This window comes from Paenibacillus mangrovi (assembly GCF_022898935.1).
Classification (GTDB): domain Bacteria; phylum Bacillota; class Bacilli; order Paenibacillales; family Paenibacillaceae; genus Paenibacillus_AQ; species Paenibacillus_AQ mangrovi.
The window spans coordinates 984,937-997,330 of the sequence record NZ_JALIRP010000001.1 but is presented as its reverse complement, the minus strand read 5'-3'; the positions used below and the strand labels follow the sequence as shown (position 1 = coordinate 997,330).

Sequence of the window (12,394 nt, the reverse complement as noted above, 5' to 3'; positions counted from 1 at the left end):
ACATTCCCGTCATTGCGATGCTCAAAGCTGACCCGAATCCGACGAACATCATTGACAAGGCAAGGGCTCCGAGCAAGATTGCGACCTGTTCATACCAATGAAGGTGATCCCACCAATTCTGCAGCGAATCGAACATACAGGCGAAACATGCCGGTTCACTTCCAAACGTTTGAGCCCCGATGCCTGCGAACAGACCCGCCACGAGTAGAATTATAGCAAGTCCGGTCAACGCCTGGCAAAGAGCTTTTACTCTGGCATCGATAGGTTCCTGTCTGCCGGCCGCTTCTTCATTTCCATAAAGCATATGAAATCCAAGCTCCCTGCGCTCCCGGTAAAATCCGAGCCAATAGATGAATTTTCCCCGCTCCAGACAAAATGAGCGGATCATATTCCACAGCTCGGTAAACGGATTAAGAAGCGGCTCGTTCGGCAGTGACGGAAGGCGGTTTCGTACCTTGTTAAGCGACCAGTAGTCGGCAAAAATCGATGCGGCCAGCATCAGCAGGAAGAACGGCTGAGTTTTATAACCGCTGCCGGTCCAGTCATGAAGCTTGAGTACCCATCCAGGCAGCTGGTGCTGACCGTTATAAGCCGCGTGATCCAGGATGGCCCAAAGCAAAAGGATTGCCGGGAACAGAAAAACCCATTTCGTCAGTTTCCTTCGCATCCGATAGGCGATTCCGCATGCAAGCGCGATCATGGCGGTATGTACGGGATGACCGACAGTCATTAGCGTCGGAAAAAAACTTTCTTCGAAACGCCCGGGAAACAGTGAGAACAAATCCCAATGGATCGTTTTGCCACCCAGCCATGTATAGCTGTAGCCGAAGGCGCCGGAACTCAGCCATCTCCGGGAAAGTTCCTCCATCAGTTGGAAGCCGACGCCGGTCGCCGCCCCGATGAGCGTGTAATCGCTTAAACTCAAGGCGGAAGCTCGACGCGAGAACAACAGAAATATGCCTAGCGGAAGGAGCTTCCATAGTTCTTCAAAAATTGGCGTGATCACGGCAATGGACCAGGTATCGGATGTTTTTCCGCCGAAAAGCATGTGAAGAGCATTGACCGTAAGCGTCGTAAACGGCACGACCAGAAAAACGCCTGCCAGTACGAACAGAACGATCGGCTTCCATGGCATCGTTTTACTTCGGCATAGAAACCAAAATTGCAGGAGCACATAAAACGACCATAAATATTGAACCAACATGGTACGCGATTCTTTAATGAAAAACAAACTTAGAACAAACATGATTAGCGATAGCCAGGAAAAAATCGTGTACACCGTTTTAATAAACGGATACTTCTCAATCCATGATCGGCAAGTTCGAATGATGGCCTCAAGAAAATCCCGAATCCCGGTTCGGATGGACCAGATCGTATTCATTGCGGACGCCTCCTTTGGATGCGGACCTCGTGCGAGCGGGGCTAATACGATGCACATGAATCACATTGTCTCAGCCGCTAATTATTTTGCTTATTCTTCAGATCTTCGATATTCTTATCGCCTTCATTCTTGAAATCGTCATAAACCTGTTTTCCATTTTTAGCGACTTCGTCATATAAACGCCTCTTTGTAATACGAGCATAATTCCATGCAAGACTCTTACGTTCAGTAATCTGCAAGTAGACATCTTGAGGGATAGCAGTTCCGTATTTAGTTTGTAGATACCTAAGGGCTTTCAGAAGATTATCATATTCTTTGTTCGCTAGAATTTGCATCTTTGTTTCTGTAGTATTGAAAGCTCCCTGTTTCTGTTCTTTTTGTGTATTTGCCTGTCCTTCACCTCTTGCTTGCCAACTCTGCCACTCGCCTAGTAATTTGATATACGCTTTATTGAGAACATTTTTTAGCGATTCGTCATTATCTACAGAAGTGAACTCTCCACCACCAGATGTAGCAACTTGTCGAAGCAATTTCTGTCCTTCATTATCAACATTAAAACCAATAATATTTACAATAGTCTTCACTTTGGATTGGTTGAGTTCTTTAGCAATCTGTACAGGATTACCGCCACAGGTTTCAATTCCATCACTTACCACATACACAACCGAATCGGTTGTCTCAGGATTTATATCCTGTTTTACAGATTTCAGAGCATTTGCAATGGGTGTCCATCCAGCTGGTTTTACGCTTTGAAGTGCCGTTTTTATTTGATTTGTCTGGTTACCTTGGCCATGAAAGATTTCTTCTGTACTGTTACATGATACTTGTTTATCTTTCTGACTCCCTGTTCCTTTATGTCCATATACCCGCAAAGATACTTCTGCATTTTCAGGTAATTTATCTGCGAAGATCTGTATAGCATCTTTGGCAGAGTCCATCTTTGATTTGCCATTGATCTGCGCTTTCATGCTGCCACTGGCATCAAGTAGGATCGAAATGTGTAATTTTCTACTTGCGGGTAATGTGATGTTGCCATTAGGCCGCTCAATATCCACTTTAATTTCTGTGTCATATTCTTTGAAAGTGGTTATATAAGAGCTATAATCTTCACCCAATAGGAGGAGGAGTTCTTCAGTATATTGATCAGCAGTCAAGTCATTCGGTAATTGATCCAAAGCTGCCTTAACTTTCTGTTCATCATAATTGGAACCGGCAAAGCGTCCTGGTGGTTTCATTAATATTTCTTCATCTGTTGAAGGAGCCGTGGGTTTATTTTGATTAGAGTCCAAAGGGATTTGATTTTCTGAGCGGGGTTCGCTTTGATCTGAATCTGCTGGGGTCTGAGTTTTCGAGGTGTTCTTTTCTGGTTCGACACTTAGCGAGGAATCCGGTGAGTCCTGAATTTTCAAAGTGTTCTTATCAGGTTCATGACTGCAACCCGCTAGAAATATGATTAAAGTTACAAAAATGAAGATAGATCTTCGAATCATTAATGTACCTCCGATTAATATTCTACCTGTTATTCAGGCTGATACGAGCAGACCAGATTTGCCGATTTCCATTCATATGAAAGCTTTAATTCGTTTCCGTTACGGTCGGCGGCCATAATGAAAGGTTCCGCTTTGGGCTCATTAAATATAACCCGAATATCATTTTCTGCTTTCTCATATTCCCCGTACCATGTTTTGGTCAGATCCCCTGTTGTTTCGTGCACGTATAGAGGGTCCTTATTGGACTCGGGATTTTCGAAAAATTTCATCTCGGAAAAACAACCTGATGCTTTGGAACCGCCGGTAAGTTTCCAGTCCCCCTCTAATTTCAGCTCTTCGGCTTCCGTTTTTTTTGCATTATTACAGCCTACCAGCAAGGAAACGACAGAAAATACAGCGATTGTTCCTGCTATCGAACTTTTCAACAATAACTATCCACCCCTTCGCCATCTTGTATTCATGCAGACCACTTCTTAAACCAAAACCGATATCTGTTCTATTCGGTTCCAAAGTGCCTTTTCAAATCATACACTACAAAGCAGTGATTTTCACTCATAAATGGATAATATAACAAATATTAGTCTTTGTTCCCATGCTAATTGAACCATGAAGAGGTCCTGCCAGTAAAGTTTGGTTATTAATTAAAATGGGTGTTGAACTTTACCATGGCGATCGGCCCCATTATCCATAGCTACTCTTTCCGGGATGGGATTATTCTAGCTTCATGTTTATCTGTCGCAGCGGTCCTTATCACTCTGGCCCAGGGAGAATGCCCGCAAGTTGGAATTAATAATAAAAAAAGCCTGATCCATAAAAGATTTCAGGCTTTGACATTATATTCAAGATTGATGGCAAATTATCTTCCAGGATGCAACAAAAATTAGTTACAACTCACATGTTTGTCAGACTCAGCCGCGAAACCGTTGGCCTTATGGTTAAAACGCTTCCGGTATCCACATTTGCGGCAAAGCTCCTCGACTACTTCACGGCGCGAGAACCCATCAACAATCTTGGTTGCGCGTTCACCTTCAATGATATCCGTAAAACCATTCTGATATATGTTACCCAAATTGATGATCCCCTCACCATCCAGACAGCAAGGGATGACAGTACCATCCACCAGCACACCAGCCTGATTGCGGAGACCATGGCAGAAGCCCGGTTCAAAATCCTCTTCCGCCTTCAAATCGGGCCATTCGAATTCATGATCCATATTAATATAAATCCGGTCCGCGATCTTGATGCCTTTGCCCGGCTCAACTTTTTCATCAATTTTATAATCCAGACCAAATTCGTTTTCGATATATTCCAGCATTTCACGGTTGCGGCTCCGCTCCAGATTCGTGGCATTGTCCATATCGAGGTTCCACAGTCTAAGCGATACGATCAGATTCGAATTAGCCATCGCTTCCTTGACGAAGTTCAGAACTTTGGCAATGTACAAATCCTTGTCCTTCGAGCCAACATGACCGTCAAAGCTGTGCAATGAAAAATTCATCTGCCGAAGCGCAGGCTTGTTCATCAGCTTCGGTCCTGCTTTATGCAGCAGCGTTCCGTTAGATGTAATATTCACCTTAAAACCTTTTTCATGGGCAATATCCAGGAGCTGGTCAATATGGGGATGCAGCAGCGGTTCTCCCTTGACATGAAAATAAATATAGTCCGTGTATGGCTTAATTTCATCCAGTGTATGAGTAAACTGCTCAATCGTAATATAATTGGTAGCCCTGTGTGTTGGCGGGCAGAAGGTGCAGGCCAGATTACAGCGGCTTGTCAGCTCGACATAAAACTTTTTGAATCTCTTCATGATCATTACTCCAGTCTGCTTCTATTAATCAGTCGTCCTTACAAAATAGTATAGTAGAACCCTGCCTATGGCAACCTTAACAAGCCCATCAAACACGTTATGTGTCAAAAATATGCTTAGGATTGACATTTCTTGGCTTGTTTCCGTCATATGCTCTACTTAGGCTGCAGAAAGGAGCGTGAAATCAAGGTGATTTTGATCGGTGATCAAGAAGCTGTTCTCGAGATAGGATCCTGGCCTGCATTGTGGCAAAAGATTTATCTTTCCAAGAAAAACAGTCCGGATACTTACCGCTACATCTCTCTCTCGCATTTGAAGTTCGAGCTTAAGCTCAGGACCGCGATCGTTGAAGCAGCTAAGGCGCTTAAACGGAGCGGTCCGTCGTTTGAAACCTTCGAGGATTCCTTTTGCAATGAACAATATTGGCATCTAAACAGCAAAGGCGGGTTTGAACTTAGATCATCCGTTACGCCAGCGGAAGGAATCCGCGATATATTCGTCAATGGATCCTTGTATGGGTTTGAATGTGCAACTGCAATCGTCATCGTCCTGTACAAAGGTGTGCTTGATTCTATAGAGGAAAAGGAATTTAACCGGATGTTCGCGGATCTGCTGCTGTATGACTGGCATTATGACAGTGACCTGCGCCTGATTGAAAAGTATGGATCTGCCAGGTCATTTCCAGGCGACGTAGGTTATTTTAAAAATCCGGACGTCAACCCGGAGCACATGGAATGGCAGGGCGAGAATACTGTCAAGATTGAGGAAGATTTATATTACGGACACGGAATTGGCATCGTTTCATCGCGAGCCATCATTGCCAAACTGAACAGGAACCGAATACCTGGCAGCAACGTTTCCGCCTATTTGACAGATCAGGTGATTTACCCGGATTTTCTCTATTTATCCCAATTCGAAGCGGGTAGTTCCGTAATCGGCTCTCATGTGATTGAGCAGGCTTTCATGCAGGAGGGCGGCATTACCACACAAATCGGACGGCGTCGTTATTTGCATACGTGACTCAAGAGCAGCGACCGGCTGGCGCATTTTGCGGCAGCTTTTTTCAGGTACGGTTTGTCATTCTGTGAAAGTACGACGATAGACATTTTTCTTACGGGAACAACGTAGGAAAATCGAATTATGTCAAAAGATCCACTTATTTTAGCTTATTCTGTAAACGTTTATAGACCATATCTTCGAGTCAGTGCTATAATATGGTAGAATTAGCACATAATAAGGAGGTCTAATTACCTATGTCGTGGTTGAAAAATCTACCGCTGTCCCAAAGAATCATTGCCGGGTGCTATCTGGTTGCCGCCTTGTTCGCTTTTCCGGCTCTAGTGATTTTTATCGCAATTGGCCATATCATCACCGGTATCGTGTTTGTTGTGGTGCTCGCAGCACTGACATTTCCTCTTGCCCGGTATGTTGAGAGAACGCTTACATCATCATTTGAAAGCATCGCCAATGTAACCGCGGGAATCGCCAAAGGCGTCTTTACCAATCGTGTGGATGAGTCCGGCTCTATGGGCGACGTCAGCCGTTCGTTTAACAGCATGATAGACAAGCTCAAGAAAATTTTAAACGACGCATCCAGCATTACACGCCAGGTTATTGATGCAAGCCGCGGTATTGCGGATAAGAATCAGGAGCTCAAAACAGTTATGGCATCTGTCGCCTCCGCCTCTAACGAGCTTGCCATCGGTGCAAACGAAATTTCCGAAGATGTCGCTGGTATGACCGAATCGATTCAGGACATCGAACTCAAGGTAGGCAACTACGCAAGCTCCACCAAGGAAATGAAAAAACAATCGGAGCTGACGCTGAGCTTTGTAGAAAAGGGCCGCCAATCTGTTGATAAGCAGGCCGAAGGCATGCGTAAAAACGTGGAAGCTACCGAGAACGTTGCCAAGACGATCGATGCGCTTTCCAAAAATGCATACGGCATCAACAAAATCACTAAAACCATCTCCGAATTGGCTGAGCAAACCAACCTGCTCTCTCTTAATGCATCCATTGAGGCAGCAAGAGCCGGTGAACATGGCCGGGGTTTTGCTGTCGTAGCTCAGGAAGTGCGCAAGCTTGCCGAAGAGTCCACATTCTCTACCCAGGAAGTATTCGGGCTGGTCAAAAGCATTGAGTATGACATCCGCCAGGCTATTGAAAATATTCAGGTCAACGAGGAAGTTGTCCGTCTACAAAATGAAATGATCCGTGAAGCGGAGCAAATTTTCTCTAATATCGTGGAAAGCGTACAATACATAACCGAGCAGATCAACGCCTTTTCGAGCGAGAGCGATCTGATGCTCGAAAGCGCCCAGAAGATTTCCGGCGCGATTCAGAACATTTCGGCGATTACGGAAGAGTCTTCGGCAGGAACCGAGCAGGTGTCCGCATCCATGAATGAACAGATGAAATCCATCGAGGCTGTCGTGGAAGAAACCGAAGCGATGAGACAAGCCGTGTTCCAACTGCAGAAAACCATTCAAGTCTTTAAATTCTAAGCGCCATCAGCCTCGGGTGGATCATCCACCCGGGGCTGTTTGTTTTATTCATCCTATTCAGTCATGCTTTTCAAGCCATACATCCTTAAAATCAATCCAGCCCAGCGCATTCAGGCTGATTCCCCGTACAAACGGATGCAGAAACGCATTCAACTGTCGATGATGCAAAAAGATGACCGATGCCTCATCGCGGAGATGCTGTTCAATTTCCCGTAAGATCAAGCGCCGTGTACCGACACTGTCAGCACTTAATGCATCATTGATTCTTTCCGTAATCCAGCTCAGCCGCTCCTTATCCAGGTATGTCTTCAGAACGCTGCTCCTGTTCTCGTACGTTTCAATTTCACATACCTCATCCTCTGCTAGAACGATGCTTGAAATCGTAAGATCGGCATCCTGCCATGTCTTGTAATTTTGCAATTCCGTTCGGATTCCCCAATCCGCAAGTCGTTTCTGGATCCACTCGGCATCTTCCCTATACTTATCAAATACCGAGATGTGAACTACCGCCCCATCATATGCAGCTTCCTTTAGAGCCGATCTGACGCGTTCAGGGCGCAGCGGATCAATAACATGATTGTGACCCTCTTCAGGCCGGAAACCGAAAGCAGGAAGGATACGGGCGCCACCCAGTTCAGCTATCATATCCCCAGGATGGATAATCATCCGGACCGCTCTACGGAAGGCTTCTGACTGCTGGGGACCATTACGGTTCAAATTCCAAGAGAGTATCGTGCAAGCCTGCCGAAGTTTCTCTGAAGTCTCCTGGTCATCCCCCTGCGCATACTGTTCTTCCTGCCTGAACCTGCCCCAGGTGTGCAATATGGTTGGATATCCGATGGTTTCCGGATCACAATCTTCCGGCAAGATGACGATATCCACGCCGTCCAGATAAGGTCTGCCTTCATAATAATGGTTGTTCGCAACCAGCTCGATCCGATGCTTCGAATAGGATACTAACTTGAAAGGACCGGTACCGATCGGCAGATTCCAAAACTTCTCTTCTTCCAGACCAGCCAATTCAAAGGGAAGAATCGAGGCACCTACCGAACACATAAAGCGATCAAAAATACGGTTAGGTCTCAGAAGGCGGATACGAACCACCTGCGGCCCCAGGGTTTCAATCCCAGCGACCTCCCGCAGCAGCCACTCATTTTGGGTCCCTCTGCGCAGCCGTTCGAACGTATAGGCAACATCCTTGGAGGTAAGCTCCTGACCATTGTGAAACCGGACGCCTTTGCGCAGATAAAAGGTCCACTCTGTTGCATTCTTGTCAGACTTCCAGTGATGGGCTATACCCGGGACAATCCGCTCAAGCTGCTCATCGAACGAAAGCAGACGGTCAAAAATCTGCCGCTGCAGATGCGAGTCGAACGCATAATTGGCTTCCGCAGGATCCAGCGTCCGAGGCGATTTAAGCACAGGAAAGATCAACGTATCGCTTGCAGGCAGCCCTTCCGTTCCTTCCTCTTTTTTATAGCCAAAATGTCCGCTTAGCCAATTCAGAAATCTATCCTTGGCCAGAGTACCGCCGCCATACTCGCTAAGTACCTCGAAAGCCTGCTTATATTCACCGTTTTTGGCCAGATCAACAGACAGATTAAAGAGGAAATCCTCTTTGCCTGCATGAAACGTAATTTGCGAATAATTACCTCTCCCGCGCCCGGGAAGCCACTCAATCAGCTGTTCTTCCACAAGCTTTCGCAGGATCAGCTTCGCATTCCGTACAGTACAGAAGAGCGCTGCCGATAATTCTCCCAAGGTTACCTGAATGGGAATTCCACTTTCTTTACCTTCCGAAAAACGGTCGTACAGCATTAAATATTGTTGATTTAAAAGCATATCTACCCTCCTTCATGGGCTTTTGCACGTAAAAGGGGAAAATCATTTTCGCAAGTATACACTTTTTAGTCCCTTTTGAATAGCTCATAATTGGAAATAAATAGAGACGGAGTGGAGGAGAACACATGTTAGAATATTATACGACTGAAAAGCTAATGGAGTACGAACAGAACGATTACAATAACGCCCAAAAAAACAGGAGAGAACAGGAAAGGCTGCTGATTTATCAATTACATGAGGAAAAAGGCATCCGAGAAAGATGGTATGAACTTCCGCTGAGATTATTCCGCCGATCATATCGACGCCAAAAATATCGAACCTGACCGGTTTCGTCGCTAAGCTGGGTGAAATCGGTTGGAATTTTACGCAAAAAAACCTCCAAATCCACTACTTAAGTGGCGATGGAGGTTCTCTTTTTTTTAATGAGACTCGACTACGGGCCTATTTTTTTCGCGCCGATCATCAGCCCCGTATCACCAGGATCCTGAAGGGCGATTTCCGAGATTGCCCAGTTATCATTGGCAGGCCCGCTCCCTTTCTCGATCGTCAGGGAAGCTTTTCCAGAGCCTATCACCCCTCCTGAAGCAATAAGCGGATAATCAAACGTAATCTGCACTTTGTCAGGCGATAATGGCTTGGTATCCATCTTTTTCACGGTTCCCATATGCGGACTGGAGACACCCGTAACCCAGAAGTTATCTTCAAACTCCTGTTTGGTGCTTTTCTGTAAAGCTGGAGTCATGACGGCATACTGCATCGGACCGCTTCGTTTCTGAATTCCGCGAATCCAGGTTTTTGCCGCTTCCTCTGGCGTTTCCGCCTGCAGCGCGTTCATGAATCCGTCGACCTGATGAGCTAAGTGGCTCGCTTCCGGGAGGGAAACATGGATGCTGTTGTCTTTGTATGTAACTTCCCCTTTTAGCTGCTCGACGATCGCGCGCAGGGACACCATCGCGGTGCCGTTTTCGATTTTCAGCCTCAAATACGAACTCGCGAATTCGGCCTTATTGATAAAAATCCGGGGCCCTGCCGTCACGGCCAGTGCGGAGCCTGATAACAGCAGGAAAGCAGAACATGCCGCAATCATGATCTTGAGTCTTTTTTTCATGGATCATTCTCTCCTAACGTTTTCAAGTTGATCAGTTTATATTTCCATTTTAGTAGAATGATTTTCCATGAAGGTTACAGGCTGGTTACGTTATGGTAAAAATACCCACATTATTCAAGCCAGCGCTCTTCGATCTGGATCGTAAAGACAATACATGCGCCGCCCTCACGGCGACTATAAGCACGAATACTCCCGCCATGCTTCTCCGCTATGATTTTGGCCGAATAAAGTCCAAGCCCGGACTGACCCTTTTCTCCCCTGTAAAACTTTTCGAAGAGATGGGGAATGTCCTGTTCTCTGAAGCCTTGTCCATTGTCACAAATCTCGAACTGAAGCGTGGATACCTGCCTTAATACTCTTACTCCAAGCCAACCGTTCGTCGAAGGCATATACCGAATGCTATTGGAAATCAGGTTGTTCAGCACCTGGCTGACCCGCTGCACATCCATGAATACCATCTGACCGGCACCCGGCGACAAATCCTCATATTGAAACGAATACTTAGCCTGATGAGAGCTGCAAATATAACCGACCTCACGCTCTTTGTCCTGCAGAAAATCCGGTAACGAGACCTTCTCCCCTCTCAGTGGAAAATACTCCATATCCTTCTCGGAAGCGACCTGTACATCCTGGATGAGACGATTCACGCGCTGAATATTGTCTTCGATGACTTTGAGATGCGCTTCTGACTGATCCCGGGTCATATCCGGAGTATCGGCAAGCAGCTCTACATTCCCCTGGATAATGGTCATCGGCGTCCGAAAATCATGCGCAATCGCATCCATCATATCCCTCCGCTCCTGCTCCATCTTCCATTCTCTCAGTAGCGAATCTTTCAGAGCACTGCGCATATTTTCAAAGGATTCCGTCAGCATTCCCAGCTCATTATCCGCTTTATAGCTTACCGTGAAATCCAGATCCTGATCGCGGATACGCTGAGAAGCTTCGATGAGTTCATCTACTGGCCTTGCAATTCTTCTACCAAATTTCGTCGCGAACAAATAGGTGAAAATTGCGATGTACATAAACGGTGAGACCAAAATGATTAAAATCATCGCCAAATTGATCCAATTAAATCCGGAGCTGTTTTTCCCTGAAACCTCAAGCTTGTATTGGAGCAGGACGGCCCCATTCAAACTCCCGTCTGCTGCTGTCACAGGCACTATTTTGATGAATTGCCCTCCGATACCAAAGGGCTTGCCGGCCGTTACCGTTTTGTTTAACCCGTTGATTAAGGCAGTACGGTTCGGTATTTTCCGTTCCTTAAGCGTACCGTAAACAGGCTTGCCATCTATATCAACCACCTGATACTGAATTCCTTCTGCGGGTATTCTTTTCTCCAGCTCCTCGCGGTTCTCCGGATCCATGATCTTAGATTCCTGAGAGCGGATATAGTTCGCAATCTCTGGCAGCTCTTTCTCATAGGTATTGGCGGGCAGGATCACGCTGATCCTCGCCAGCCCCCACATGCCGAGTCCAATCGTAAGAATCGAACAAATCACGCTGAGGAGCATGATCCATATAAAGGTTAGAATCAGCTGTTTCTTCAGGGGCAGGCGTTCTATGCGTCCGATCTTTCCCACTTGTAGCCAACCCCCCATAAAGTGGATATATAGCTGCTTCCAGGAACCTGACTGCCCAGCTTAGCACGGATTTTCTTAATATGCTCTGTCACCGTACTACTGTCACCGCACGCTTCAAGCCCCCATATCCGGTCATAAATCTGCTCCTTGGAGAAGACCTGCCCGGGATGAAGCGCCAGCATTTCCACAATGTCAAACTCCTTAGCCGTCAAAGGAACGACCGATTGATGCACATGCACTTCGCGGCCCTTCAGATCAATTCGAAGTAAACCATACCGAAGCAGCGACCGATCAGTAGAGCTTTCCCGAATTCTCCGGCTGCCCCGGAGATGCGCCCCTACCCTGGCTTTAAGCTCACGGAGACTGAACGGCTTGGTAATATAATCATCACCCCCGATGGACAATCCTTGAATACGGTCCGCTTCGGTCTGTTTTGCACTGACGAACAGAATTGGGCAATTCACCTCATCTCGGATCATCTGGCACAGCTCAAAGCCGTTCATTCCCGGCATCATCACGTCAAGTATGATCAAATCCGGTACCACGGACAGCATATCCAATGCTTTTGCCCCGTCTGAGGCGGTAAATACCTGATACCCTTCGGCTGTCATGGCCTGCTCCAGCAAAGACACAATATCAGCCTCATCGTCCACAATCATAATCTTTTCCTGCATCTCAC

At 46.4% G+C, this 12,394-nt stretch carries 10 protein-coding genes; 2 read left to right on the top strand and 8 right to left on the bottom strand.

Annotated elements, in window-relative coordinates; genetic code table 11:
- From MUG84_RS04545 to MUG84_RS04530, 4 genes are all read right to left on the bottom strand, one after another.
- A partial coding sequence (locus MUG84_RS04545) for a PrsW family glutamic-type intramembrane protease (RefSeq protein WP_244720834.1) occupies nt 1–1,381 on the bottom strand: 1,381 nt, incomplete at its 3' end.
- A gap of 77 nt (nt 1,382–1,458) precedes the next feature.
- On the bottom strand, nt 1,459–2,871 hold the full coding sequence (locus tag MUG84_RS04540) for a vWA domain-containing protein (protein WP_244720832.1): 1,413 nt from the start codon (nt 2,869–2,871) through the stop codon (nt 1,459–1,461).
- Between the two features lie 29 nt (nt 2,872–2,900).
- Nucleotides 2,901–3,296, bottom strand: coding sequence for a hypothetical protein (locus MUG84_RS04535; protein ID WP_244720827.1), 396 nt, complete (start codon nt 3,294–3,296; stop codon nt 2,901–2,903).
- 455 nt (nt 3,297–3,751) lie between these two features.
- Complete coding sequence (locus MUG84_RS04530; protein WP_244720824.1) at nt 3,752–4,678, bottom strand: radical SAM/SPASM domain-containing protein; 927 nt, start codon at nt 4,676–4,678, stop codon at nt 3,752–3,754.
- Between the two features lie 243 nt (nt 4,679–4,921).
- Between MUG84_RS04530 and MUG84_RS04525 the strand changes: the two genes are divergently transcribed.
- Together MUG84_RS04525 and MUG84_RS04520 are read left to right on the top strand one after the other, a co-directional pair.
- Nucleotides 4,922–5,698, top strand: a complete 777-nt coding sequence (locus MUG84_RS04525) for a protein-glutamine gamma-glutamyltransferase (protein WP_244720985.1) — start codon at nt 4,922–4,924, stop codon at nt 5,696–5,698.
- A 233-nt stretch (nt 5,699–5,931) separates the two neighbouring features.
- Nucleotides 5,932–7,182, top strand: a complete 1,251-nt coding sequence (locus MUG84_RS04520; RefSeq protein WP_244720821.1) for a methyl-accepting chemotaxis protein — start codon at nt 5,932–5,934, stop codon at nt 7,180–7,182.
- 57 nt (nt 7,183–7,239) lie between these two features.
- Here MUG84_RS04520 and MUG84_RS04515 read toward each other — a convergent pair whose 3' ends face one another.
- From MUG84_RS04515 to MUG84_RS04500, 4 genes are all read right to left on the bottom strand, one after another.
- A complete protein-coding gene (locus MUG84_RS04515; protein ID WP_244720818.1) occupies nt 7,240–9,024 on the bottom strand; it encodes an SgrR family transcriptional regulator in 1,785 nt (594 codons plus the stop codon).
- A 433-nt stretch (nt 9,025–9,457) separates the two neighbouring features.
- A complete protein-coding gene (locus MUG84_RS04510; protein WP_244720814.1) occupies nt 9,458–10,132 on the bottom strand; it encodes a hypothetical protein in 675 nt (224 codons plus the stop codon).
- Between the two features lie 110 nt (nt 10,133–10,242).
- Nucleotides 10,243–11,715, bottom strand: coding sequence for a HAMP domain-containing sensor histidine kinase (locus MUG84_RS27445; RefSeq protein ID WP_244720811.1), 1,473 nt, complete (start codon nt 11,713–11,715; stop codon nt 10,243–10,245).
- Nucleotides 11,694–12,389, bottom strand: coding sequence for a response regulator transcription factor (locus MUG84_RS04500; RefSeq protein WP_244720808.1), 696 nt, complete (start codon nt 12,387–12,389; stop codon nt 11,694–11,696). The genes MUG84_RS27445 and MUG84_RS04500 overlap by 22 nt, the downstream gene beginning before the upstream one ends.
- Nucleotides 12,390–12,394 lie beyond the last annotated feature (5 nt).